Annotated in this window: 19 protein-coding genes and 1 pseudogene; 12 read left to right on the forward strand and 8 right to left on the reverse strand. The window is 73.3% G+C overall.

Going from position 1 to position 25,816, the window contains the following annotated elements; genetic code table 11:
- Positions 1-981, forward strand: a complete 981-nt coding sequence (locus tag ACTVZO_RS02850; protein ID WP_443296804.1) for an ABC transporter substrate-binding protein — start codon at positions 1-3, stop codon at positions 979-981.
- 75 nt (positions 982-1,056) lie between these two features.
- Here the strand turns inward: ACTVZO_RS02850 and ACTVZO_RS02855 are convergent, their stop codons facing one another.
- A complete protein-coding gene (locus ACTVZO_RS02855) occupies positions 1,057-2,271 on the reverse strand; it encodes a S8 family serine peptidase (protein ID WP_443296805.1) in 1,215 nt (404 codons plus the stop codon).
- 282 nt (positions 2,272-2,553) lie between these two features.
- Between ACTVZO_RS02855 and ACTVZO_RS02860 the strand changes: the two genes are divergently transcribed.
- Positions 2,554-2,877, forward strand: a complete 324-nt coding sequence (locus ACTVZO_RS02860) for a putative quinol monooxygenase (protein WP_443296806.1) — start codon at positions 2,554-2,556, stop codon at positions 2,875-2,877.
- 100 nt (positions 2,878-2,977) lie between these two features.
- Here the strand turns inward: ACTVZO_RS02860 and ACTVZO_RS02865 are convergent, their stop codons facing one another.
- The 3 genes from ACTVZO_RS02865 to ACTVZO_RS02875 are packed head-to-tail and all read right to left on the reverse strand — an operon-like array spanning position 2,978 to position 6,885.
- A complete protein-coding gene (locus ACTVZO_RS02865; RefSeq protein WP_443296807.1) occupies positions 2,978-5,044 on the reverse strand; it encodes an iron ABC transporter permease in 2,067 nt (688 codons plus the stop codon).
- 3 nt (positions 5,045-5,047) lie between these two features.
- On the reverse strand, positions 5,048-6,028 hold the full coding sequence (locus ACTVZO_RS02870; protein WP_443296808.1) for an iron-siderophore ABC transporter substrate-binding protein: 981 nt from the start codon (positions 6,026-6,028) through the stop codon (positions 5,048-5,050).
- Complete coding sequence (locus ACTVZO_RS02875) at positions 6,025-6,885, reverse strand: ABC transporter ATP-binding protein (RefSeq protein WP_443296809.1); 861 nt, start codon at positions 6,883-6,885, stop codon at positions 6,025-6,027. Before ACTVZO_RS02875 ends, ACTVZO_RS02870 begins: the two co-directional genes overlap by 4 nt.
- A gap of 198 nt (positions 6,886-7,083) precedes the next feature.
- On the opposite strand from ACTVZO_RS02875, the gene ACTVZO_RS02880 reads away from it, so the two are divergent.
- The 4 genes from ACTVZO_RS02880 to ACTVZO_RS02895 all read left to right on the forward strand — a co-directional run bounded on the left by ACTVZO_RS02880 (position 7,084) and on the right by ACTVZO_RS02895 (position 12,259).
- Complete coding sequence (locus ACTVZO_RS02880) at positions 7,084-7,794, forward strand: response regulator transcription factor (protein ID WP_443296810.1); 711 nt, start codon at positions 7,084-7,086, stop codon at positions 7,792-7,794.
- The gene (locus ACTVZO_RS02885) at positions 7,791-9,179 is read left to right on the forward strand and encodes a HAMP domain-containing sensor histidine kinase (protein WP_443296811.1); all 1,389 of its coding nucleotides are present in this window, start codon (positions 7,791-7,793) and stop codon (positions 9,177-9,179) included. The genes ACTVZO_RS02880 and ACTVZO_RS02885 overlap by 4 nt, the downstream gene beginning before the upstream one ends.
- A gap of 99 nt (positions 9,180-9,278) precedes the next feature.
- Positions 9,279-11,543 carry an MMPL family transporter gene (locus ACTVZO_RS02890; protein ID WP_443296812.1) on the forward strand — a complete coding sequence of 755 codons (2,265 nt, stop codon included), beginning with the start codon at positions 9,279-9,281 and terminating at the stop codon, positions 11,541-11,543.
- Positions 11,540-12,259 carry a hypothetical protein gene (locus ACTVZO_RS02895; protein ID WP_443296813.1) on the forward strand — a complete coding sequence of 240 codons (720 nt, stop codon included), beginning with the start codon at positions 11,540-11,542 and terminating at the stop codon, positions 12,257-12,259. The genes ACTVZO_RS02890 and ACTVZO_RS02895 overlap by 4 nt, the downstream gene beginning before the upstream one ends.
- 13 nt (positions 12,260-12,272) lie before the next feature.
- Here ACTVZO_RS02895 and ACTVZO_RS02900 read toward each other — a convergent pair whose 3' ends face one another.
- Positions 12,273-13,529, reverse strand: coding sequence for a serine hydrolase domain-containing protein (locus ACTVZO_RS02900; protein ID WP_443296814.1), 1,257 nt, complete (start codon positions 13,527-13,529; stop codon positions 12,273-12,275).
- Positions 13,530-13,754: 225 nt separating this feature from the next.
- Here ACTVZO_RS02900 and ACTVZO_RS02905 point away from each other — a divergent pair, with 225 nt between their 5' ends.
- Positions 13,755-15,218: an MFS transporter gene (locus tag ACTVZO_RS02905; protein ID WP_443296815.1), complete on the forward strand. Its 1,464-nt coding sequence runs from the start codon at positions 13,755-13,757 to the stop codon at positions 15,216-15,218.
- Positions 15,219-15,252: 34 nt separating this feature from the next.
- Here the strand turns inward: ACTVZO_RS02905 and ACTVZO_RS02910 are convergent, their stop codons facing one another.
- Entirely contained in the window at positions 15,253-16,605 is a 1,353-nt protein-coding gene (locus ACTVZO_RS02910; protein WP_443296816.1) for a phytase, read from the reverse strand.
- Positions 16,606-16,897: 292 nt separating this feature from the next.
- On the opposite strand from ACTVZO_RS02910, the gene ACTVZO_RS02915 reads away from it, so the two are divergent.
- From ACTVZO_RS02915 to ACTVZO_RS02935, 5 genes are all read left to right on the forward strand, one after another.
- Positions 16,898-17,881, forward strand: coding sequence for a cyclase family protein (locus tag ACTVZO_RS02915; RefSeq protein WP_443296817.1), 984 nt, complete (start codon positions 16,898-16,900; stop codon positions 17,879-17,881).
- A gap of 79 nt (positions 17,882-17,960) precedes the next feature.
- A complete protein-coding gene (locus tag ACTVZO_RS02920) occupies positions 17,961-20,768 on the forward strand; it encodes a SpoIIE family protein phosphatase (protein WP_443296818.1) in 2,808 nt (935 codons plus the stop codon).
- 105 nt (positions 20,769-20,873) lie between these two features.
- The gene (locus ACTVZO_RS02925; protein WP_443296819.1) at positions 20,874-22,436 is read left to right on the forward strand and encodes a sugar ABC transporter ATP-binding protein; all 1,563 of its coding nucleotides are present in this window, start codon (positions 20,874-20,876) and stop codon (positions 22,434-22,436) included.
- Complete coding sequence (locus ACTVZO_RS02930; RefSeq protein ID WP_443296820.1) at positions 22,433-23,482, forward strand: ABC transporter permease; 1,050 nt, start codon at positions 22,433-22,435, stop codon at positions 23,480-23,482. Before ACTVZO_RS02925 ends, ACTVZO_RS02930 begins: the two co-directional genes overlap by 4 nt.
- Positions 23,483-23,549: 67 nt before the next feature.
- Entirely contained in the window at positions 23,550-24,686 is a 1,137-nt protein-coding gene (locus ACTVZO_RS02935) for a substrate-binding domain-containing protein (RefSeq protein ID WP_443296821.1), read from the forward strand.
- Positions 24,687-24,743: 57 nt separating this feature from the next.
- Here the strand turns inward: ACTVZO_RS02935 and ACTVZO_RS02940 are convergent.
- Positions 24,744-25,001 (reverse strand): annotated as a pseudogene (locus tag ACTVZO_RS02940) (erythromycin esterase family protein); the annotation flags it as partial.
- A gap of 18 nt (positions 25,002-25,019) precedes the next feature.
- The gene (locus tag ACTVZO_RS02945; protein WP_443296822.1) at positions 25,020-25,754 is read right to left on the reverse strand and encodes an SOS response-associated peptidase; all 735 of its coding nucleotides are present in this window, start codon (positions 25,752-25,754) and stop codon (positions 25,020-25,022) included.
- Positions 25,755-25,816: the final 62 nt, after the last annotated feature.

Here is a 25,816-nt window from a genome sequence, read left to right on the forward strand (position 1 = left end):
ATGGACGTCAACCGTCGCGGCCGTCGCGGCCGTCGCCGCCTCGGCGCGTTCGCCGCCGTCACCGCCCTGGCCGTGCTCACCGGGTGCGGTGCGGCCGACATGACCCGCCAGACCTCCCCGTACGCCGCCGCGGAGGGCGCGAAGACCGTCACGCTCTCCGTGCAGTCCTGGGTCGGCGCCCAGGCGAACACCGCCGTCGCCGCCTACCTGCTGGAACACGAACTGGGCTACCGGGTCGACACCGTCCAGGTGGACGAGGTCCCGGCGTGGGACGCGCTCAGCCAGGGGCGGGTCGACGCGATCCTGGAGGACTGGGGCCACCCCGAGCAGGAGAAGCGGTACGTCCAGGACAAGAAGACCATCACCGCCGGCGGCGAGCTGGGGGTGACCGGCCACATCGGCTGGTACGTCCCGACGTACTTCGCCGAGGAGCATCCGGACGTCACCGACTGGAAGAACCTCGACAAGTACGCCGGTCTGCTGCGCACCGCCGAGAGCGGGGGCAAGGGCCAGCTGCTGGACGGCTCCCCCTCGTACGTGACGAACGACAAGGCTCTGGTGAAGAACCTGGACCTGGACTTCGAGGTGGTGTTCGCCGGCTCCGAGGCCGCGCAGATCACGCAGATCAGGCAGTTCGCGAAGGAGCGCAAGCCGTTCCTCACCTACTGGTACAAGCCGCAGTGGCTCTTCGAACGGGTTCCCATGACGGAGGTGAAGCTGCCCGCGTACGAGGAGGGCTGCGACGCGGATCCCGAGCGGGTGGCCTGCGCCTATCCCCACACCCCGTTGCAGAAGTACCTGAACACGCAGTTCGCGCAGACGGGCGGGAAGGCGGCCGAGTTCCTCGAGCGGTTCCACTGGGGCGTCGAGGAGCAGAACGAGGTGGCGCTGATGATCGCCGAGGAGAAGCTGGCGCCGGAGCAGGCGGCGAAGAAGTGGGTGGAGCGCAACCGGCAGGTGTGGGAGCCCTGGGTGCGCTGACCGCGGCGCCGACCGACGGCCGGAGCCGCCACACCCCCCTCTGGTGTGGCGGCTCCTGCGCGTTGCGGGTGGTGCCTACTGCGCGGATACCTTCAGCAGCTTGTTCGGGGTGCCGCTGCTCGGGTTGGTGATCTTCCCCGGGGTCGCCCCCGTGGTCAGGGCCTGCGCGACCTGCGCGGGCGACGCGTCCTTGTGCCCGGCCAGGTAGAGGGCCGCGGCTCCGACCACGTGCGGGGTCGCCATGGAGGTGCCGGAGATGGTCTTCGTACCGCTGTCGCTGTCGTTCCAGGCGGAGGTGATGTCCGAGCCCGGTGCGTAGAGGTCCACGATCCGGCCGAAGTTGGAGAACGAGGACTGGGAGTCGTCGGCCGCGCTGGAGGCCACGGTGATGGCCTCGGGGACCCGCGAGGGGGAGCCCTGGCCGGCGTCGGATGACTCGTTGCCCGCCGCCACGCCGAAGGTGACTCCGGCGGCTATGGAGCGGCGCACGGCCTCGTCGAGGGCCTCGTCGGCGCCGCCGCCGAGGCTCATGTTGGCGACCGAGGGCCCGCTGTGGTGCTGCGTCACCCAGTCGATGCCCGCGACGACCTGCTCGGTGGTGCCCGACCCGTTGTCGTCGAGCACCCGGACGGCGACGACCTTGGCCTTCTTGGCCACCCCGTGGGAGGTGCCCGCGATGGTCCCGGCCACGTGCGTGCCGTGCCCGTTGCCGTCGTCCGCGGTCTCGTCGTTGTCCACGGCGTCGAATCCGTGGGTGGCCCGCCCGCCGAAGTCCTTGTGGCTGACGCGCACTCCGGTGTCGATGACGTACGCGGTGACGCCCTCGCCGCCCGCGTCGGGGTACGTGTACTTCTTGTCCCCCGCGGTGGCCGTCTGGTCGATGCGGTCGAGGCCCCAGGACGGGGGGTTGGGCTGGGTGGTGCTGATGGAGAACTTCTTGTTCTGGACCACCTTGCCCACGGCCGGGTCGGCGGCGAGGCGCTTGGCGGCCGTCTCCGAAAGCCCTGCCGCGGAGAAGCCGTTGACGGCGGACGAGTAGGTGCGCTTGAGCTCGCCGCCGTACTTCTTGACGAGCGCCTGCCGGTCGGCGTCCTTGTCGAGGATGACGATGTAGCTGCCGCTGAGCGCACCGGGTGCGCCGAGCCCGTACACCGTTCCCTCGGCCGGGGTGCTCGCACCGGCGAGAGAGGGCAGCAGCATGCAGACACCGGTTGCAGTGGCGACTCCGGTGGCCACTGCAAGGACCTTGAAGCCGCGTGAACGGGTGCGTGCGTGCTTGTGAGTTGACATGGAGAGAGTGCTCCTCGTGTTGACGTGTGGGGCGTCAAAGCGTGTTGCGCGGCCACCCGGGAGCCGAAGGATCTCCGGGTGACAGCTCGAAACCCTGACCGATTACCGGAGTTGATTCAAGGCCGCCCCGCCCGTCAGCGTTCTTCAACAAGCTTTCTTAAAGAGACCTCCGCGCGGGCACCTCGGAATGACCACACTCTTCGAATCACCCACACATTCACGTCACGCGACGGTGCATTCGCGAACACACGCCGGGGGCGGCGGCATGCCTACAATGGTCGAATGATCTTCATTGTGGTGAAATTTACCGTCAAGCCCGAACACGTCGACCAGTGGCCCGAGATGGTCGCCGAGTTCACCCGCGCCACCCGCGCGGAGCCCGGCAACCTGTGGTTCGAGTGGTCCCGCAGCCTGGAGGAGCCGGACGTCTACGTCCTGACCGAGGCGTTCCAGGACGACGCGGCGGAGGCGCACGTGACCTCCGAGCACTTCCGCACCGCCCTGGAGACCATGCGCCCCTTGATCGCCCGCACTCCCGACATCGTCAGCACCACCATCGCGGGCGCGACCGGCTGGAGCCGGATGGGCGAGCTGCAGATCGACTGACCCCCCACATGCCGCTGGACCGGGCGCCGGGCCCGGTCCAGTTCGTGCGGTGCGGACCGGCCCCGCCCCGATTCGGGGTGCGGGGCCGGTTTCCCGCCGCCTACCGGCGGCTGCGGATCAGCAGGTAGAGGAAGTACGGCGTGCCGATGACCGCGGTCATCAGGCCGGCGCCGAGCTGGGCCGGAGCGATGACGGTCCGGCCCACCAGGTCCGCGGCGCAGACGAGGACCGCGCCGAGGAGCACCGCGACGGGAACCACCCGCACGTGCTGCCGGCCCACGAGCGCACGGGCCGCGTGCGGTGCCACGAGCCCCACGAAGCCGATCGTGCCGGCCGCGGCCACGGCCGTCGCGCTGAGCAGGACGGCGAGGGCCAGGAAGCCCAGGCGCCCGCGTCCCAGGCTCAGTCCGAGCAGCCTCGGGGTGTCCTCGTCGAGCGACACGAGGTCGAGTTCGGTGCGCCGCGTCACCGCGATCGCGATGCCCACGACGAGCACGATCGCGAGGGGCACCACGTCGGACAGGGACCTGCCGTAGGTGGAACCGGACAGCCAGGTCAGCGCCTTCGTCGCGTTGAACGGGTCGGTGAGGATGATGAGCAGGCTCACCAGGGCCGCTGCCGCGGTGTGCGTGCCGAACCCGACGAGGACCAGCCGGTTCTGCTGGAACCCGCCCCGGGCGGCCAGTCCGAACACGAGGACGGAGGCGGCCGCGGCGCCCGCGAAGGCCGCACCGGCCACGCTCCACGTGCCGGCCATCGGGACCGTCGTCACGAGGAGCACGGCGCCGAGCGCCGCACCCCCGGAGACGCCCAGGACGCCCGGTTCGGCGAGGGGGTTGCGGGTCACGGACTGGACGAGGGTGCCGGCCAGGGCGAGGGCCGCTCCGGCGAGCAGGGCGGCGAGGACCCGGGGCACGCGGGTGTCGAGGACGAAGGTGACGGTCCGGCCGGCGCGTCCCTGGGCCCAGTTCACCACGTCGCCGAGCAACAGCTTGCTGTCGCCCACCAGGACGGCGGCGATGACGACGCCCACGAGCACCGCCACCAGGACGGCCGTCGTGGTGAGGAAGACGGACCTGCTCCTGATGCGCAGCCGGTCGGTCGCGGTGGCCCCGGCCGTGTCCCGGACCCGTACGGCCATGACGACCAGGAACAGGGCGCCGACGAGGCTGGTGACGACGCCGGTCGGCACGGCGACCGCCACGTCCGCCGGCACGAGGGCGCGCAGAGTCACGTCGGAGCCGATCACCAGGGCAGCGCCGGTGAGGCCCGCGACCGGCAGGCTCACCCGCGAGCGGGCGAAGGCGCGGAACCGGCGGACGAGCGGGCGGACGAGGGCCGGCGCGCACAGTCCGACGAACCCGACGGGTCCGGCGAGGGTGACGGCGGCCGTGGAGAGCAGGGCGGCCAGGACGACGGCGGTGACCCGCGTGGCGCGGACCGGGACGCCGAGGCCGCGCGCGGCGTCGTCGCCGAGGGCGAGGGCGTCGACCCGGCGGGCGAGGAGCAGCAGCCCGACGAGGCCGACGACGCCGATCGGCGCCACCTGGAGCACGCCGTCGAAGCCGTGCTGGGCGATGCTGCCCTGGTTCCAGTGGTAGACGCCCTCGGTCTCCTGCGGGAACAGCAGGAGCAGGCCCTCGGTGAGGGCGGTGAGGCCGAGGGTGAGGGCGCTGCCCGCGAGGACGAGCCGGACGGTGCCGGTGCCCAGGCCGGACAGTCCGAGGACGACGGCGGCCGCCGCGAGGCCGCCGACGAAGGCGGCGCCGGAGGAGGCCAGGATCGGGAGCGAGACGCCCGTGACGGTGATGACGCCGAGGGCGAAGTAGGAGCCCGCGTTGACGGCGAGGGTGTCGGGTGCGGCGAGGACGTTGCGGCTGACCGCCTGCAGGGCGGCGCCCGCCATGCCGAGGAGGGCGCCGACGAGCAGGCCGGCGGTCACGCGCGGCAGCCGGGAGGCGATGAGGACGGACGAGTCGGCCGGATCGGACCGGCCGGTGAGCGCCTTCCAGACCTCCGGGCCGCCGACGTCCGCCGTGCCCTGCGTGATGTCGACGATCGCGAGGACCGTGACGAGGAGGACCATCGCGGCCGTCACCGCGGCCGCGCCCGTCCGGGACGCGGCCGCCGAGGGCCGGGTGGCGGGGCGGGTTGCGGTGACGGCCATCGGTTACTTCTTCAGGGCGGCGACGAGCGCGTCGATGTACTTGTTCATCGACTCGGGACCGCCGAACATCCAGATGCCGTCGGGCAGACGGTGCACGTTGCCCTTGGTCACGAACGGCAGGGTGGTCCACACCTTGTCCTGGGCCAGGGCGCCGGTGAACGGCGTGCTGTCCTTGTCGCCGTCGTTGGCGATGTAGGCGAACTCGACGTCCTCGGGCAGCTTGGTGAGGCCCTCGACGTCGGTGGTGCCGAGGCCGTAGGCCTCGTCGCCCTGGACCGTCCAGGCGTTCTTCAGGCCGAGCTTCTCGTTGACCCCGCCGAGCAGCGAACCGCTGGTGTAGGGGCGGACCGAGACCTGGTTGGAGATGACGTACCCGTCCGCGAAGGCGATCGGGGCGCCGGCGCGGCCGGCGTCGGCGAGGGCCTTGCGACCCTCCTCGACCTTCGCCTGGAACTGGCCCTTGAGCTTCTCGGACTGCTGGGTGGTGCCGGTAGCCTGGGCGATGATGTCGAGGTTCTTCGTCATCTGCCCGATCGGGTCCTTGGCGGCGGCGGCGTGCACCGTCAGGACCGGGGCGACCTTGCGCATCTGCTCGATGGCGGCCGGCGGCAGGTCGGTGGTGGCCAGGATGAGGTCCGGCTTCAGCGAGGCGATGCTGTCCATGCTCGGCTCACCGCGGGTGCCGACGTCCTTGGGCTCGTTCTTGAGCGGGACGGCGGTGTTCCACGTCTTGTAGCCCTTGACGTCGGAGACGCCGACCGGGTCGACGCCCAGCGATATGAGGCTCTCGACGACGTTCCACTCGGTCCCGACGACGTTCTTGGCGGGTCCGTCGAGCTCCACCTTCACACCGGTGTCATCGGTGAGGGTGATGCGCTCGGCAATCTTCTTGGTGTCGTCCTTGGCGGGCTCGGTGGTCCCGCAGGCGGTCAGGGTGAGGGCCGCGGCGGTGGCGGCCGCCGCGGTGAGGAGGAGTCGTCTCATGAGGTGGTGCTGAGCCTTTCGCTTCGTGCGTGGTGTCGGCCTATCGCGCGGGTGCGCAGCAGGCCGGTGAGGGGGTCCGTTTCGACGTGGATGCGGATCCCGTAGGTGTCGGTGAGCCGCTGCGGCGTCAGTACGTCCGCGGGGTCGCCGTCGGCGATGACCCGTCCCGAGTGGAGCAGGACGATCCGGTCGGCGACGGCGGCGGCCTGGTCGAGGTCGTGGAGGACGACCCCGACGGCGATGCCGTGGTCGTCCGCCAGGTCCCTCATGAGGTCGAGGAGTTCGACCTGGTACCGCAGGTCGAGGTAGGTCGTCGGCTCGTCGAGCAGCAGCACCCCCGTCTCCTGTGCGAGGCAGCCGGCCAGCCACACGCGCTGGAGCTGTCCGCCGGACAGGTGCTCGGCGCCGCGGTCCGCGAGGTCCGTGACGCCCGTCAGGGCGAGCGCCCGGTCCACCGCTTCCCGGCCGCCCGGGTCGTCCCGGCCCCAGCGTCCCCGGTAGGGGTAGCGGCCGAACTCGACGAGGTCGCGTACGGTCAGCCCGCTCGGCGTGGGGCGCCCTTGGGTGAGCAGGGCGACCCGGCGCGAGAACTCACGGGGGCTCAGGGCGAGGCCGTCGGTGTCCCCGTCGATGACGAGCGTGGCGGTCCGGGGCCGCTGCAGGCGCGCGATCGTGCGCAGCAGCGTCGACTTGCCGCTGCCGTTCGGCCCGACCAGGGCGGTCACTTCGCCGGGCAGCAGTGTCAACGAGGCGTCGTGTACGACGTCGACGCCGTCGTACGCCACGGTGACACCCTTGGCGGAAAGCTCATGACCCTGGGGACGCGTGGCGTCGGTGGTCTTTTCAACTACGTGCACGACCGGAAGGTTAGCCTACCCTTACCGATTGGCAAACCACTGGCCTGCACTCATGCGCAAGAGCGTAAATCAGCCACCGTGCACTCCGTCCGTCGGCGGGTGCATTGTTCGGGGAATGTACGGGTGTTGGCGCGTCCCCGTGCTCGGCGGACCGGTGCGGTTAGCATCGACGCGGTTCGCCGCATGTGAGAGGCAGTGATGACGGAGTCCAGGGGCCTCGTGCTGATCGTCGAGGACGAGCGCCACATCTCCGATGTGCAGAGGCTCTACTTGGGGCGCGAGGGCTTCGGCGTCCACGTCGAGGCCGACGGGACCGCCGGGCTCGCGGCCGCGCGGCGGATGCACCCGGTGGCGATCGTGCTGGACATCGGTCTGCCGGGCATGGACGGCATCGCCTTCTGCCGTGCCCTGCGCGACGCCGGCGACTGGACGCCGGTACTGCTGGTCACCGCGCGCGGCGAGGAGGCCGACCGGATCCTCGGCCTGGAGCTGGGCGCCGACGACTACCTGACCAAGCCGTTCTCTCCGCGCGAGCTGGTGGCCCGGGTCAAGACCGTACTGCGCCGCGCGGCCGGGCCGCCCGGCCGGCTGCCCGGCCACCCGCCCGGTCGGACACCCGAGGGCCTCGGCCGGCTCAGCGTCGACCAGGCCGGCCGCACCGTGCGCGTCGACGGCGAGCCCGTCGAGCTCACCGCCACCGAGTTCAACCTGCTCGCCCACCTGCTCCGGCACCTCGGCCAGGTCTTCACCCGGGAGCAGCTGCTCGCCCAGGTGTGGGGCTACCCCGGCTACCGCGACACCCGCATGGTCGACGTGTTCGTCTCCCAGCTGCGCGCGAAGCTCGGTGACGCGAGCCCGATCCGTACGGTCCGCGGCGTCGGCTACAGCGCGACGGCCGCCGGCAGGTGAGCCTCCCCCGCCCCGGCGGCCCGCGCCGCGGCTCCCTCGCGCGCAACATCGTGGTGCTGACCACCGTGGTGGCGGCGCTCGCGGTGGCGCTGACCGGGCTGATCGCCTGGCAGACCGCCGCCCACGGCGCGGAGCAGCGGGAACGCGACCAACTGACGCGGCAGGCGACGGTGCTCAGCCGCCTGCCCGCCCTGTCCGAAGCCCTCTTCCACGGCGCCCAGGTCCTCGGCGGGCCGAACAGCGTGCAGCTCGCGGTGATCGCCCCGGACGGCACGGTCAGCGGAACGGCCACCCCGGCCGTCGACCGGGAGTCGAAGTCGGCCCTGCTGGCGGGGAGACCGGTCTCCACCACCGGCCTCCTGGGCGGCCGGGACGTCCTGCTGGTGGGGCAGCCCGGCGTGCGCGGAGGCGGGGTCGTGCTGACCGAGCCGTACGCGGTCGTCACCGAGAACACGAACCGGATCCGCCGCAACGTGGTCGTGCCGCTGGTCGTCGGCATGCTCGGCGCGGCGCTGGCCGGAGCGCTCCTGGCCCGCCGCATCGCCCGTCCGCTCGTGACGGCCGCCCGGATCGCGCACCGGCTGGCCGACGGCGAACGGGGCGTACCGGCCCCGGTCGACGGCCCGCGGGAGACCGCCGACATCGGGCGCGCCCTCAACGCCCTGGACGGGGCGCTGGCCCGCAGCGAGAACCGGCAGCGGGAGTTCCTGCTTTCCGTCTCGCACGACCTGCGCACCCCCCTGACCGCGCTGCAGGGCTACGCCGAGGCGCTCGCCGACGGCCTGATCGAGCCGGACGCGATGCCGGAGGTCGGCGCCATCCTGGCCGACGAGACCCGCCGCCTGGACCGGTTCCTGGGGGACCTGCTGGACCTGGCCCGGCTGGAGGCGGACGACTTCCGCCTCGACCTGGCCCCGGCCGATCTCGGCGCGCTGCTCGCCGGGGCCGCGGCCTTCTGGACCGGCCCGTGCGCGCGGCAGGGCGTTCAACTGCGGGTCGAACGGCCCGAGCGGCCCGTCCTCGTGGAGACGGACGCCTTCCGGGTCCGGCAGCTGATCGACGGCCTGGTGCAGAACGCCCTGCGGGTCACCCCCGAGGGCGCACCCGTCGTCCTCGCCGTCCGCGCGGCGGCGGGAGGCGGGGCCGAGCTCCAGGTCCGCGACGGCGGGCCCGGCCTCACCGAGGACGACGTACGCGTCGCCTTCGACCAGGGCGCCCTCCACGAGCGCTACCGGGACACCCGCCCGGTCGGCAGCGGCCTGGGCCTGGCCATCGCCCGCCGCCTGACCGGCCGCCTCGGCGGCGTCCTCCGCGTCGAAGGGCACGGCCCGGAAGGCGGGGCCTGCTTCACCGTCGGCCTCCCGCCCGCACCCGACGGCGCCTGAGGCCGCGGACCCCCGGCCCCCCGCCGGCGCGCGGCGCCCGTACATTCCCCGAACAATGTGCCAACGGACCCCTTACACGCGCCGCACAGAGTGAGCCCCATGAACACTCCATCGACCGAAGGGCCGGGTCTCCTCCACCGCAGCGGGCGCTGGTGCGCCCGGCACGCGTGGCGGGTCGTCGCCGTCTGGGTCCTCGCCCTCGCCGGGATCGGGCTGGCCGACCACACCTGGGGCGGCAGCTACGCGGACAGCTTCTCGCTCCCCGGTACCAGCACCCAGACCGGCGCCGACCTGCTCGACGCACACACCAGCGGATCCGGGGGCACCGCGGCCCCCGTCGTGATCCGGTCCGGACAGGGCCCGGTGGACGGCCACCGGGCCGCGATCGACGCCGCGGTCGCCGACCTGGGCCGGCTGCCGGACGTCCTGTCGGTGGCCGATCCGCTCAGCACGCCCGGCGCGGTCTCCGCGAACGGGGACATCGCCCGGATCACCGTCCGCTTCGACGGCAACCCGGCCACCTTCGACCCCTCCTACCTCGCCGGTGTCGACGCCGCCGTGGAGCCGCTGCGCGCCGAGCACCTCACCGTCGAGTACGGCGCCCCGCTCGGGCAGCTCGCCACCCCGAAGTCCGCCGACCGCACCTCCGAGGCCATCGGCCTGGGCGTCGCCGTGCTCGTGCTGCTGGTCGGCTTCGGCAGCGTCGCGGCCACCGGACTGCCGCTGCTGACGGCGGTCCTCGGCCTGGCCGTCAGCCTGGCCGGTCTCGGACTGCTCGCCGGACAGTTCGGCTTCGCCCAGGCGTCCCCGACCCTGGCCTCGATGATGGGCCTGGGAGTCGGCATCGACTACGCGCTCTTCCTGGCCACCCGCTACCGGGCCCTGCTGCACGCCGGCACGGAGCCCGCCGAAGCGGTCGGGCGTACGGTCGCCACCAGCGGCCGTGCCGTACTGGTCGCCGCCGCCACGGTCGCCATGGCCCTGGGCGGGCTCTGCGTCTCCGGCGTCGGCTTCATCGGCACCCTCGGCGTCGCGGCCGGGCTCAGCGTCGTCGTGGCCGCCGCCGCGTCCGTGACGCTGACTCCCGCGCTGCTGGGTCTGCTCGGGCGGCGCATCGACCGCCTCCACGTGCGTACGCCGGTCGCCGAACCCACCGGCGAGTCGGACGTCTGGCACCGCTGGGCCGTGAGGGTCAGCCGGCGCCCGTGGCTCGTCCTGGTCGGCGGCCTGCTGCTGCTCGGCGTCCTCTCCGTACCGCTCGCCTCCATGCGGCTCGGGCACGTCGACGCCGGAGCCCAGTCCACCAGCCGGACCGACCGCCGCGCCCACGACCTGGTCACCGAGGGCTTCGGGCCGGGCGCCAACGCCCCCCTGACGGTCGTGACCCACCTCGACAGCAAGCAGGTCGCCGACGAAGGGCAACGCCAGGCCCTGGCCGCCTCGCTCCAGCGCTCGCTGGCCGCCGTACCCGGCGTCGCCTCCGTGACTCCCCCGGTCGCCAGCCCCGACCACGTCCTGCTCATCGCCACGGTCACCCCCACCACCGGCCCGCAGGACGAGGGGACCGCCGACCTGATCCACACCTTGCGGGACGACACGGTGCCGCGAGCGCTGTCCGGCACGGGAGCCACCGGCTACGTCACCGGCACGGCCGCCGCCACCCAGACCTTCACCGACACCCTCGCCGCCAAACTGCCCCTGATCATCGGCGTGGTCGTCACCGCCGCGTTCCTGCTGCTGCTCACCGTCTTCCGCAGCCCGCTGATCGCGCTCAAGGCCGCCGTGCTCAACCTGTTCTCCATCGCCGCCGCCTACGGCGTGGTCGTCGCGGTCTTCCAATGGGGCTGGGGCGGCTCGCTGTTCGGCGTGACCGAGCAGGTGCCCGTCGAGTCGTACGTGCCGATGATGATGTTCGCGATCGTCTTCGGGCTGTCCATGGACTACGAGGTCTTCCTGCTCTCCCGGATCCGCGAGACGTGGCTGCACCGCGGCGACAACCACCTCGCCGTCGCCACCGGCCTGGCCTCCACCGCCCGCGTCATCACCTGCGCGGCGCTGATCATGACCAGCGTGTTCCTGGCGTTCCTGCTCTCCACGAACGTCGCCGTCAAGATGCTCGCGCTGGGCCTGGGCGTCAGCGTCATCATCGACGCCACCGTGGTCCGCCTGCTCCTGGTCCCCGCGTCCATGTACCTCTTCGGGCGCGCCAACTGGTGGCTCCCCGGTTGGCTGGACCGCCTCCTCCCGCACCTGGACCCGGAAGGGCCCCCGGCCGCCCCGGCCACCGGGCCCACAGAGCCCGACAGGCCACCGGACCCCGCCTCGTCACCCTCCCCCGTCCCCGCCCGGGAGGACAGCCGATGAAGCAGCGCCTCGAGAAGACCCGGGCGGCCCTGCGCCGTCACCTCGTCCTCACGGTCACGGCCGCCGTGGCCTTGGTGGCCGTACTCGCCGCGGGAGCGGCCGAGTTCACGGCCCGGACCGTGCTCCACCACCGCGTGGCCGCGGCCGCGCCGGGCCTCGGCAGCGGCGTGGCGGTCCGCACGGCCGACGGGTCCGTCCTGTGGGACCTGGCGCGCGAGAGCATCCCGCGGCTCGACATCAGCAGCGACGACGCCCGCCTCGGACGCCTCGCCCACCTCCGTGTCACGGCGCGGCTCGACGAGGTCCGGCTCGGCGGGAAGGCCACCGTCGGCAGCACCCATGCGCAGGTGACCGCCTCCACACAGTCCATCGCGGCGGCGATCCGCGACGCCGCGCCCTCCGTCCCGGTGAGCGCCGTCACCACCGATCCGGCCGCGGGCACCGTCGTCGCCGCCGTCGGCCCGGGCGGCGCGGGCCGGCTGACGCTGCGTCCGGTACTCGCGGAGGGGAAGGTGACCCTGGCCGTCGACGGGTTCACCCTCTTCGGCCGCTCCGTCCCGACGAGCAGGCTCGGCCTGGGCGACGGCGGTCTCGATCCGGATCCGGGGGCGCGGGAGTACCCGCTCGGGCTCGAGGCCACCTCCGTACAGGTCGCTGCGGACGGCGTGCACGTCGCCCTGGCGGGCGGCCCGAGCGCCCTGCCCGGCGGCGTGTGACGGAGCCGTCCGGTCAGGGGCCGGACGGCTGCGGAGACGTCGCCGGCGTACGGGTTCCGGCCGCGGGCGGGGTGGCGTCGGGCGTCGCGTTCGGCTGCGCCGCGGCCGGCAGGGACCACGGGTGGTCGGGGGTGGCGATCTCGGTGACGGTCTTGCCGATGAGGGTGCTCAGGCTGCCCGTGCCCTTGTCGATGTCGGAGTTGACGATGACGACGAGGACCGCGGCGTGCTGCGCGAGCCGGGCCGCGATCGTCTCGTACCCAGGCAGCTCACCGTTGTGGCCGACCCAGCCGTTGATGTTGGCGATGCCCAGCCCGTAGCCGACGCCGGGGTGGCCCGTCGGCAGGGCGCGCATCCTGTCTGCCTGGGTCCCCGCCTCCAGCAGCCGCTCGCCGTCGGGCAGCTTCCCACTGGTCAGCACGGGGACCCAGGTGCGCAGGTCGTCCAGGGTGGAGGTCATCGCACCGGCGGCCCAGCCCCAGGAGGGGTTCCACAGGGAGGCGTCGGCGACCTTCCCGTCGGGGGTGAAGTCGGTGTAGCCGTGGGCGTACGGTCTCCGGATCCCGGCGCCGGTCGGGAACGCGGTGTCGTCAAGGCCGGCCGGGTCGAGGACGTGTTCGCGCAGGTAGGCGGAGAGGCTCTGCCCGCTGAGCTTCTCGACCAGCAGGCCGAGGAGCACGGTGTTGGTGTTGGAGTACTCCCAGCGGCTGCCGGGCGGGAACTCGGCGGAGTGCCGGAAGGCGATCTTCAGCAGCTCCCGCGGGGTCCAGGAGCGGGTCGGGGCGGCCTGGAACGCGGCGAGCCACTCCTTGTCCTCGGTGTAGTTGAAGAGCCCGCTGCGCATGTCGGCGAGCTGGCGGATGGTGATCCGGTCGCCGCCCGGCACGCCGTCGAGGTGCCTGGAGACGGGGTCGTCCAGGCCCAGCTTCCCCTCGTCGACGAGCTGGAGCACGCCGGTGACGGTGAAGGTCTTGGTGACGCTGCCGATCCGGGTGAACAGGTCGGTCTTCATGGGGATCTTGGTGGTGGTGTCGGAGACGCCGAAGGAGCGCTGGTAGGAGCCCCGGCCGTCGAACCACAGCCCGACGCTGACCCCGGGGATGCCCGCCTTCCTCATGGCCGCGCTGATCGCGTCGTCCAGCCGCTCGGCCGTGGCGGCGTCGACGTCCACCCGGCCCTGCGGCACCGTCGCGGGAGCCTGCCCCGCACACAGAGCGGTCAGGAGCACGGAGGCGGCCGCCAGCGCGGGGAACGCCCGGAAGCTGCGCATGGCGCATCACCCCTGATCACCGTCCCCGAGGCTGTTCCTCCATCCTAGGAACCCCCGCCCCGACGGGCGACCGGGGCCGGGCGGCGAGCGACGGGGGCGGCGAGCGGCCCGGGCCGGCGCGGCCGGCCCCGACGCGGAGCGTGGGTCGCTGACGGGGCCGGTGCGGCCCCGCTGTATAGGGTCAGGCCGCAAGCCCAGACGTGAGCGATCGTCAGGAGTTCTGCCGTGCGACCCTCAGACAGCTCGTCCGCGCCCGGCCGCCTCGGCCGGAACCGTGAGACGGCGATGCTCGCGCTGCTGTCCTTCGCGATGCTGATCGTCTCCCTCGACCAGTACATCGTGGTCGTGGCCCTGCCCGACATCGCCCGCGACCTCGGCTATTCCGCGCGGACGCTCCAGTCGGTCATCAGCGCCTACGCGGTCGCCTCGGCCGGCTTCCTGCTGTTCGGGGGGCGCGCCGCCGACCTGCTCGGGCGGCGCCGGATCCTGGTCACCGGCCTCGCCCTGTACGCCGGGGCCTCCCTCGCGGGCGCCCTCGCCACCGGGCCCGGACTGCTCCTGACCGCCCGCGCGTTCCAGGGTCTGGGCGGCGCCCTCGTCTTCCCCACCACCCTGGCCCTCATCAACACCGCCTTCGCCGAAGGACCGGCCCGCAACCGCGCCCTGGGGATCTGGGGAGGAGCGGGCGCGGCCGGCCTCGTCATCGGTGTGCTGCTCGGCGGTCTGCTGACCCAGGCCTTCGGCTGGGAGGCGGTCTTCCTGTTCAACGTCGCCCTGGCCGTCCCGGCGCTGCTGCTCGCCTTCGTGCTGATCCCCCGGGACGGCGCACGAGAGAAGGGCCGCACCTTCGACCTGCCCGGTGCGCTCAGCGTGACGCTCGGTGTCACGCTCATCGTGTTCGCCCTCGTGCAGGGCCCCGGACTGGGCTGGCTTTCGCCCGGCGTCCTGGCGAGCGCGGTGGCGGGCCCGGTGCTGATCGCGGCGTTCGTCTGCATCGAGCGGCGCAGCAGCGACCCGCTCATGCCGCCGGGACTGCTCGCCAACCCGCATCTGGTCACCGGCGTCGTCATCGCGTTCATGTTCATGGCGACCTTCGGCTCGGTGCTCTACTTCCTGTCGGTCTACTTCCAGGAGGTGCTGGGGTACGACGCCCTGCGGACGGGCGCCGGATTCCTCATCCCCACGGCGGTGGTGGTGGCCGGCTCGGCCACCGCGGGCCGGCTCGTGACGCGGTTCGGCCTGCGGCCGACCCTGGCCGCGGCCCTGGCCGTCGGCGCGCTCGGTGCCGTCGGACTGGGCCTCGCCGTCACGCCGGACGGCACCTACACCGGACTCCTCCCCGGGCTGGTGGCGCTCGGCATCGGTGACGGGGTGGTCTTCACCACCATGTTCATCGCGGCCGCCACCGGTGTCCCCGACCGGCAGCAGGGCATCGCCTCCGGCATTGCCTCGACCGGATCGGGAGCGGGGGCGGCGGTCGGCCTGGCCGTCCTCGTCCTGATCGCGACGGCAGGCCTCGACGGGCTGACCGGCGAGCCGCTCCGCACCGCCACCGCCGACGGGATCTCGGCCGCGCTCTTCTTCGTGGCGGGCGGGATCGCGCTGACCTTCCTGTTCGCCCTGCGCCGGTGCCCGACGCCGTCCGGCCCGCCGCCCGCGCCCGTTCCCTACCAGACGCGCCGCTGCTGACGGGCCGGTCAGCCGGACGGCCGGTCAGCCGGGGTCAGAGGCGCGCGGCGCGCTGGAGCCTGCCCCAGTCGACGAACTTGAAGTCGGTGTCCGTACGGGGCTGCCCGTCGGGTCCGGCGGATTCCGGGGTGTTGGAACCGTCCTGGACGACCAGCAGGCCGTTCGGGAACCTCCGTCCCAGCGGGGCGCTGGTGACGGCGGCGCCGTCACAGACCTCGGAGCCGTCCGGTGCGCCGGGCGCGGCGCCCGCGGTGACCCGGAACCCGCGGACGAAGGCGTTGCGGTGGCCGCGGTCGAAGACGGCGAAGGTGTCGTCGCCCTGGCCGGAGGCGATGAGGTAGCCGTCGCGGCGGGGGTCCTCGGGGTCGCGCCAGATCGTCAGGCCCTCCACGTCGGCGCTGAGGTGCCGGCCGCCGAAGCCCGGGTCGGTGCCCGCGTCGCACTCCTCAGTCTCCGGGTTCCAGGTGCCGGGCACGCCGTAGGAGCGGACCTTCTCGATCAGGCGGGCCGGGGAGCGCAGGTCGGCGTCGAGCTTCCAGATGCCCACGTCCTCCTGGCCCGCGTACAGGTCGCCGCTGTCGGGGTCGACGACCATGCCCTCCACCTGGGGAAGCTCACCGGGTTCACCGCACGGGGTCCACCGGGCGCCGTCGGGCAGGGTGAAGGAGGAGGGCAGGGTGAGGGTCCGGACGAGGCGGTAGCCGACCTTTCCGCGCGCGTCCGGCGCGAGTTCGGCGAGCGCGAGCCGGGTGTCGTGACGCCGGCTGGTGACCGCGAACGAGCGGCCGCCCCGCCGGTCGGTGTAGGCGGCCAGGCCGTATGCGGTGCGCTGCTCGCCGACCTCGTCCTGGCCGGAGGAGAAGACCAGCGGGGCGGCCGCCTCGTCGGTGACGTCGACGAGCGGCCCGGCGCGGCGCCCGGGGTCGATCCGGTAGAACCGCAGCTGGTCGCGGCCCCGGTCGGAGACGACGGCCACGTCGTGGCGGCCGTCGGGGAAGCGCAGCCCGGTGACCAGGTCGACGTTGTTGAAACGGCCGGGCTTGTCCCCGTCCCGCGGGGGCGGCGGCGCGGGCAGGCTCTGGACCTGGCGGCCGTCCAGGTCGTACACCCGCAGGCCGCCCTCCTTGGCGGTGGCGATGACCAGGCTGCGGTCGGGGTCGGAGGCGTTCCGCCAGATCGCCGGGTCGTCGGCGTTGGCGTTGCCGCCCGCCTCGTCGTCGAAGAGCGACGGCGTCTCGGCCGAGGCGGACACCTCGGGCAGCGCCGGGGCCGCGCCCCGGTCCGCGTGTGCCTGCGCCGGTACGGCGATCATTCCGAGGGCCGCGATCGTCGCCGCGGCGATGAAGGGGGTCCTCCTGCTCCGGGTCACGCTCACACTCACGCTCATGCTGCCTCCTGGTCATGGAGTCGGGCCGAAGGGCCGGCGGGCCGCCGCCACCCTGGCCTACTCGCGGGTAGTCGACATGGAGGCGATATGACGACCGTATGAGCAGGCGGTGAACCCCCGTGGGAGGACGGCATCCGGAGGACCGGCGCGCCGAACCGCGGACGTGCCGGGCGCGGCGGCGGCACCCGGCAGGATGCTGCGACGTCACCCTTGCAGGATGCTGCGCCGGGAGCCGCGGCGCGCCCCGGCGGCCCGGCCGGCCTGCCGACGAACCTTGGAGCGCTGAGCAGACATGACGGACAGCCCCGCCGGTGTCCCCACTCCCCCGCCGGCTGCCGGCCCGCCGGCCGGTCCCGCGCCCGGGGCCGCCGTCTCGCGCGAGGAGTTCGACGCGCTCTTCGCGTCGGTCCGCGGCTGGGGCCGGTGGGCCGCGGCCGGCCGCGGCGCCTGGAACAGGGTGACGGCGGACCACGTACGGAGGGCCACCGCCCTGGTCCGGTCCGGCACGGTCGTCCCGATGGGGCGGCCCTGGGACACCCGTCCCGGGCCGGACAACGCGAAGCCCGCCTTGCACTACATGTCGGAGCTCGGTGACGTGGAGGCCCCGGAGCCCTCCGTCTACAAGGACTTCCTCGCCGTCGACTACCACGGCAAGGGCGTGAGCCACCTGGACGCGCTGTCACACGTCGCCTACCGAGGGCGCCTGTTCGACGGGCACGCGGCGCGCGAGGCCGTGGATGCCGCGGGCGCCCGCTTCGGCGCGGTGTCTGAGCTCGGCCCCCTGGTCACCAGGGGGGTGCTCCTGGACCTGCCCGCCGTCCTCGGGCTCCCGTGGCTCGAGCCGGGGCACGCGGTGCACGCGCCGGACCTCCTCGCCGCGGAGCGGGCCCTCGGCGTGACGATCGGGGAGGGCGACGCGGTCCTGCTGCGCTCCGGTGCCTGCCGGCGCCGCCGGGAGACCGGGCCCTGGGACCCCTCGGCGGCGAGCGCGGGCTGGCACGTGGACGCCGTACCTCTGCTGGCGGAGCGGGGCATCGCCCTGCTCGGCGGGGACGGGGACAGCGACGTACGGCCGTCACCGGTCGAGGGCCTGCACTCCCCCGTCCACGCACTGGCGATCGCCGCGATGGGCGTGCCGCTGCTGGACAACCTCGACCTCGAGCGGCTCTCCGCAGCCTGCGCCGGGGCGGGCCGGTACGCGTTCCTGCTCGTCGTGACGCCGCTGGACGTCCCGGGCGGTACGGGCTCGCCCGTCAACCCGGTGGCGGTCCTATGAGGCCGCCCACACCCACAAAGGTGAGGAATATACTCAAATCGGGCGATCGAGAGCGTTCCGGTGAGGGGAAGTGGTGTAGATGGGGGTCGTCGGCGACCGCATCGGCCCCGCAGGTTCCCGTGACCGGTTCCTGCACGGCGAGTCGGTCGAAGCGGTCGAGGGGAGCGTGCGGAGCCCCATCCTGAGCTCCTGGCAGCGCAGCCGTCTGCTGGGCCTGTCGCCGGACCAGTCCGAGCTCCCCTTCACCCAGGACTTCGACCCCGAGAGCAGGCTCGTCCGCGCCGCCCGGCCCGTGCTCGACCGGCTCGCGTCCATCTTCTCGGGCAGCCAGATGAACATCTGCCTCGCCGACGGGTTCGGCACCGTGCTCGAACGCCGCTTCGGCGACAAGTCGATGCTCAGGCACCTGTCCGCGATCCAGAGCGTCCCCGGTTTCGTCTTCGCCGAGCAGTACGCGGGGACGAACGGCATCGGGCTCACCCTGGCGGAGCGGCAGCTCTGCCAGGTCTACGGCGCCGAGCACTTCGCCGAGCGCTCCCAGTCGAGCGCGTGTACCGCGATCCCCCTGCGCGACCAGCTCAACGGGCACATCGAGGGAGTCCTGTGCCTCGGCTATCCCTACACCGACGCCGACCCGGCCCTGGTCCCCGTGGTGCGCAAGGCGGCCGAGGCCATCGAAAGACGGCTGATGGACCAGAGTTCGGCGCGCGAGCGCGGGCTGCTGCACGCCTACCTGGACGCCGAGAGCCGCGCCCGGAGCGGCGATGACGCCCGGAACGGGTACCCGATCGGCATGGACGAGCTGCTCCAGAGCGAGCTGGAGCAGAGCGACCAGATGACGCTCAAGGAGCGGGCCACGGAGCTGATGTCCTCGGCCCGGCGGGCCGCCACCGAGGTACCGCTGTCCCGCGGCCGCTCGGTCACCCTCGTGAGCCGGCCCGTGACGAGCACGACCGGGGTGGAGGGCATCGTCATCGAGGTGCTCCTCCCCGACGAGTCGGAGCGGCACGCCCCCGCCCCTCCCCACGCCCCTCCCCATCCCCACGCCCCTCCCCACGCCCACGCCGACGCCGCGCCCCGCGCCGCGGGCCCGGGAGCGGCCCCGGCCACCGCTGCCGCCGCACCACCCCCCGCACCCGGTACCGACGGCTCCGCGGGCGGCATGGTCCGGGGCCTGGTGCTGGTGGGCGAGCCGGAGGTGGGCAAGTACGCCGTCGCGGCACGGCGCCGCCTGGAGCTGCTCGCCGAGGCCAGCAACCTCATCGGCACCACCCTGGACGTGGGCCGCACCGCATGGGAGCTCGCCGAGATCGCGGTGCCGCGCCTGGCCGACTTCGTCACCATCGACATGCCCGAGGCGGTGCTGCGAGGCGAGGAGTCCGCCAACCCCACCACCGAGATGCACCGCACGGTGGTCCACGGCATCCGCGAGGACTGCCCCTTCTACCCGGTGGGCGAGCAGGTCAGCCTCCGCCCGACCACCCCCCACATGCGCTGTCTGAGCACCGGTCAGCCCGTGCTGGAACCCGACCTGAAGGCCGCCTTCGGCTGGATCGCGCAGGACCCCGAGCACGCCGAGCTGCTGCTCGCCCACGGCATCCACTCCCTCGTCACCGTCCCCCTGCTCTCCCGCGGCGTCCTCCTGGGCATCGCCGCCTTCTACCGTGCGCAGGACCCCGCCCCGTACGGGGACGACGACCGCTCCCTGGCCCAGGAACTCGCCGCCCGCGCCGCCCTGTGCATCGACAACGCCCGCCGCTACACCCGTGAACACACCCTCGCCCTGTCCCTGCAACGCAGTCTGCTGCCGCGGGGCCTCCCCGAACAGGACGCCGTCGAGGTCGCCCACCGCTATCTGCCCGCGGAGCACGGGGTGGGCGGCGACTGGTTCGACGTCATCCCCCTCGCCGGCACCCGCGTCGCCCTGCTCGTCGGCGATGTCGTCGGCCACGGACTGCACGCCGCCGCCACCATGGGCCGGCTGCGCACCGCCGCCCGCAACTTCGCCGAACTCGAACTCGCCCCCGACGAACTCCTCACCCACCTGGACAACCTGATGGTGCGCCTCGACCGCGAGGAGGGCGGGGACCGGGCCGGCGCCGGCAGCACCGGCATCGTCGGCGCCACCTTCCTGTACGCCATCTACGACCCGACCTCGCAGGAGTGCACCATGGCGCGCGCCGGCCACCCGCCGCCCGCGCTGGTCCGGTCCGACGGCACCGTGACCTTCCTCGAGCTGCCCGCCGGACCCCCGCTCGGCCTCGGCGGCCTGCCCTTCGAATCGGTCTCCTTCCACCTCCCCGAGGGCAGCCAGCTGGTCCTGTTCACCGACGGGCTCGTCGAAGACCGCCACCGGGACATCGACGTGGCCCTCGACGAACTGCGGCGCATCCTGGCCCACCCGGACCGCGCCCCCGAGGACACCTGCCAGGCGGTCGTCGACGCCATGGCCCCCGAGCACCCCGCGGACGACATCGCGCTCCTCGTGGCCCGCACCCACGCCGTACGCCCCGACCGGATCGCCGCCTGGGACCTGCCCGCCGACCCGGCCCGGGTCTCCGAGGTGCGCAACGCCGCCGTGGACCAACTGGGCCGGTGGGGCCTGGACGAGGCCGCGTTCGCCATGGAACTGCTGCTCAGCGAGCTGGTCACCAACGCGGTCCGCTACGGCGCCGGGCCCATCCGGGTCCGTCTCATCCACGACCGCACCCTGATCTGCGAGGTGTTCGACACCAGCAGCACGGCCCCGCGCATGCGCCATGCGGCCATCACCGACGAGGGCGGCCGCGGCCTGTTCCTCGTCGCGCAGCTCGCCCAGGCCTGGGGCACCCGCTACACCGACGAGGGCAAGGTCATCTGGGCCGAGTGCGCCCTCGCTGCGGCGTGACCTGGACCGGCGCCTCCGACCGATATACCGGAAATGCGCCGTACGCCGCCGTAGAATCCCCCATGCCGTCGGGAAGAACTCGGAGGCCGACCCCCGGAGAAGTCTGTGCATGACGCTCCCGACACCTCGACGGGTCCGGCCTCCCGCTCCGGCACGGAACCCCTCGTCCGCATCCGCGGTCTGGGCAAACGGTTCGGCGGCACCCGCGCCCTGGCCTCGGTCGACCTCGACATCCACCGGGGTGGCGTCCTCGCCCTGCTCGGTCCCAACGGCGCCGGAAAGTCCACCCTCATCAAGGTGCTCGCAGGGGTCCACCACGCCGACGAGGGCGAGGTGACGGTGGACGGGCACCCGCTCGGCTCCCACGCCGCCACCCGGAACATGTCCTTCATCCACCAGGACCTCGGTCTCGTCGAATGGATGACGGTCGCCGAGAACATCGCCCTGGGCACCGGCTACCCGCGCCGCTCCGGGCTGATCTCCTGGCGGCGGACCCGGCAGCGCTGCGCCGGGGCCCTGGAGACCGTCGCCGGCCATCTGGACGCCGACGCCCGCATCGCCGACCTCGCCCCCGCCGAGCGCTCACTCGTCGCCATCGCCCGCGCGCTCGCGACACGGGCCGAGCTCATCGTCCTCGACGAGCCGACCGCCACCCTCCCCGCCGCGGACTGCGCCCGGCTGTTCGGCGTCCTGCACGCCCTGCGCGACCGGGGGCACGGCATCCTCTACGTCAGCCACCGCCTCGACGAGGTGTACGAGGTCGCGGACACCTTCGCCGTCCTGCGCGACGGCCGCATCGCCGACCGGGGTCCACTCGCCGGTCACAGCCCGGCCCGTCTGGTGCACGCCATCGTCGGCCACGAACCGGCCGCCCGGGCGCCGGGCGCGCCGCCCCCGGCCGGCGGCCCGCCCCTTCTGAGCCTCGACGGGGTGCGGACCGGATCCACCGGACCGGTCGGCCTGGAACTGCGCGGGGGCGAGATCCTCGGCATGGTCGGACTGACCGGCGCCGGACACATGGAGCTGGGCCGCGCGCTCGCCGGCGCCCGGCCGGTCCTCTCCGGGCGGGCACTGCTGGACGGGCGCCCGTACCGCCCGCACACGGTCGCCGATGCTCTCGGCTCCGGCGTCGGCTTCGTGGCGGGCAACCGTCAGGAAGAGGGGTGCGCCGCCGAACTGACCGTACGGGAGAACTTCCTGGCCAACCCCCGGGCGGCCGGTCTGCCGGCATGGCAGTGGATCAGGCCGGGGCGCGAGCGCGCCGAGGCCGCGGCCCTGATCGACCGGTTCTCCGTACACCCCCGCGACGGCGAGGTGCCGATCGCCACCCTGTCGGGCGGCAACCAGCAGAAGGTCATGGTCGGACGGTGGCTCGGGGGCCTCGGGGGGAGACTGCGCCTGCTCGTCCTCGAGGAGCCGACCGCCAGCGTGGACGTCGGAGCCAAGGCCACGATCCACCGGCTGCTCGACGAGGCGGTGGCCTCCGGCCTGGCGGTCCTGCTGCTGTCCACCGACTTCGAAGAGGTCGCGGGCCTGTGCCACCGCGCCCTGGTGTTCGTCCGCGGGACCGTGGCCGCCGAGCTGTCCGGGGCCGCCCTGACCGTCGCCGAACTCACCCGGACCGCCTCGGCCATGCCCCCCATCACCGGAGCTGCGACGAGCCGATGACCCCCTCCCCCTCCCCCTCACCTCCGCCCTCCCGCGCGCCCCGGTCCCTCCCGGGCGGCCTCCGCGGGCACCACATCGGCGCCTACGGTCTCCCGGTGCTCGGCGCCCTGCTCTTCCTGGTGTTCTCCCTCGCCCTGCCGCAGACCTTCCCCACCCGGGACAACGTCTCCTCGATCCTCTCCAACCAGGCGATCCCCGCGATCCTGGCGCTCGCCGCGACCATCCCGATCGCCACCGGCCGGTTCGACCTGTCCCTCGGCTACGGTCTGGGCCTGGCGCACGTCCTGGTGCTGCAACTGATCGTGAACGAAGGCTGGTCCTGGCCGCTCGCCTGCCTCGTGGTGGTGTGCGGAGGGGCGTTGGCCGGCGCGCTCAACGGCGTGATCGTCGAGTTCGGGCAGATCACCTCCTTCATCGCCACGCTCGGCACCGGCAGCATGATGTACGCCGTCACCGGCTGGATCACCGACGGCAGCCGGATCGTGCCCGGTCCGGACGGGCTGCCCGCCGCCTTCACCGGGCTGTACGACTCCCGCTTCCTCGGCCTCCCGGTGCCCGCCTTCTACGTGCTCGCCGTCGCCGGGGTGCTGTGGCTGGTACTGGAACGGCTGCCGCTCGGCCGGTACCTGTACGTCATCGGCTCCAACCCGCGCGCCGCCGGCATCATCGGCATCCCCACCCGTACCTACTCCGTCTACGCCTTCGCCGGATCGGGCCTGGTCGTCGGCTTCGCCGGGGTCCTCCTCGCGGCACAGCAGCAGACCGGCAACCCGAGCGTCGGCCTGGACTACCTGCTGCCCGCCTTCGTCGGCGCCCTGCTCGGGTCCACCACGATCCGGCCCGGCCGCGCCAACGCACTCGGCACCGTCGTGGCCGTCGCCGTCCTCGCCGTCGGCCTCGCCGGGATCGGGCAGCTCGGCGCGCAGTTCTGGGCCACGCCGCTGTTCAACGGCGGCACCCTGCTGATCGCCGTCGGCCTGGCCGGCTACGCGGCCCGCCGCCGGCTGCGCACCGGCGAAAGACAGCCGCTCCCGGATCACCTCTAGGCCCCGCACCCACGCAACTCCGCACCCTTCTCGAACACGTCGTACGCGCGACCGCGTCAGGAGCACCGTGTACCCGAAGCGCAAGACCCCCCTCACGGCCGCGGCCCTGCTGACCGCGGCCGCCGCGCTCGTCTCCGGCTGCACGAGCGGCCCCTCGGCCGGCGGAGGTCCGTCGCCGGCCGGCTGTCCCGGCACGCTCGCGAAGGCCAAGGCGGCCGTGGGGCAGGCCGAGAAGAACGACACCTCCTGGCACGGGCCCACCACCGGTCCTGCGGCGGTGCCCGGCAAGAGCATCGTCTACGTGGCGCAGACCATGACGAACCCCGGAGTCGCGGGGGTCGCGAAGGGCGTCGAGGAGGCCGCGAAGGCCATCGGCTGGCGGGTCCGGATCATCGACGGGGAGGGCGGTCCCGCCGGCATCCAGGCGGCGCTCAGCCAGGCCGTCACGCTGGGGCCCTCGGGCATCGTCATCGGCGGCTTCGACCCCCGTCTGACCTCGCAGCAGATGGCGCGGGCCCGGGCGGCGCGGATCCCGGTCGTCGGGTGGCACGCGGTGGGCTCCCCCGGCCCGAGCGAGGACCCCGCGCTGTTCACCAACGTCACCACGAAGGTGGAGGACGTGGCACGGATCAGCGCGGACTGGGTCATCGCCGGTTCCGGCGGCGCCGCCGGAGTCGTCCTCTTCACCGACGACTCCATCCCGTTCGCCAGGAACAAGGCCGAGCTGATCAAGCAGGGGCTCGCCGCCTGCTCCGGCGTACGGATCCTTTCGTACGAGAACATCCCGATCCCTGACGCGAGCAGCCGCACCCCGCAGTCGGTCTCCTCCCTGCTGTCCCGGTTCGGGGACGAGTGGACGTACTCGGTGGCCATCAACGACCTGTACTTCGCCGACGCCGCCCCGGCCCTGCGCGCGGCCGGCGAGCCGGGCTCCGGGCCGCCCTTCAACATCGGCGCGGGCGACGGCGACACCTCCGCCTTCCAGCGCATCAACAGCAGGCAGTTCCAGGCGGCCACCGTCCCCGAGCCGCTGAACCAGCAGGGCTGGCAGATCGTCGACGAGTTCAACCGCGCCTTCGCCGGGCAGCCGGCCAGCGGCTACGTCGCCCCCGTCCACATCGCCACGGCCGCGAACAGCGACGGCGCCACGTCCTGGGACCCGTCCGGCTACCGCGAGGCGTACCGCAGGATCTGGGGCGGGTAGCGAGCCGTCCCGTCACGCGGGGAGGCGCCGGAGGGGGACGTCCTTGACGAAGACGAGCGCGTCGTGTCCGGCCAAGTGGACCGGGCCCCGCTCGGCGAGGGCGAGGAGGTTGTCGGCCATCATCCTGGCCCGTTCGGCCACCAGCCGCGTCATGCGGCCCGGTGCGGGGTCGGCCATGCAGGAGTGGTGGCGGAGCAGACCGGTGGCGGTGCGCCCGTACGGGCGGGCCCGGTCCCAGTCGTCCCGGGAGGTCGCCGTGATCAGGTGCGGCGTCTGCGCGTCGAGCAGTGCGACCAGGTCTCCGGCGCGGTACCTGCGCGAGCGGGGCCGGCGCTAGGTCGTCGCGGGTTCGAGGAGGTGGGGGCCGTTGTTGCGGACGCTGTTGACCTCGGTCGAGACCTCCGTCACCGCGAGTCGGCCGTCGGCCGGGGTGTGCAGGAGGGCGCGCAGGTCGGCGGTGTCCTGGTGGGCGGGGTCGAGCCAGGTCTCGTAGTCGCCGGCGTCGAGGGCCAGCGGCATCCGGGGGTGGACACGGCCCGCCTGGTCGGTGGCTTCGGTCGTGATGATGGTGGCCGTGATCAGCCACGCCGACGGGTCGTCGTCGTCCTTGACCGCCGGGTCGCGCCAGAACTCGTACAGACCCGCCATCGCCATCACCCCCGCGTCCTCCGGGCGGATGAAGTACGGCTGCTTGTAGGCCTTCGCGGAGCCGGTGGCGGGGACGGCGACCCATTCGTAGAAGCCGTCGGCGGGCAGCAGACACCGCCGCCGGGTGAACGCGCGGCGGTAGGCCGGCTTCTCGTGGACGGTCTCGACGCGGGCGTTGATCATGCGCGAACCCACCGACGGGTCCTTCGCCCAGGACGGCACCAGCCCCCAGCGCACCGGCCGCAGCCGACGCACCACTTCCCCGGTGTCGCGGTCGGCCCGTTCCAGGACCGCCCACACGTCGTCGGTCGGGGCCACGTTCCAGGACGGGCCCAGTGCCTCGGCGCCGGGATCCCGCTCGGCGTCGAAGAGGCCGGCGAGGTCTTCCGGGGCCCGGGAGGAAGCGTATCGACCGCACATGAGCCCACTGTCCCACTCTTCCGCTCCGGCCTCACCGACCGGCACGGATAATGGCACGACCC

The organism is Streptomyces sp. IBSNAI002 (assembly GCF_052244475.1).
Classification (GTDB): Bacteria; Actinomycetota; Actinomycetes; order Streptomycetales; family Streptomycetaceae; genus Streptomyces.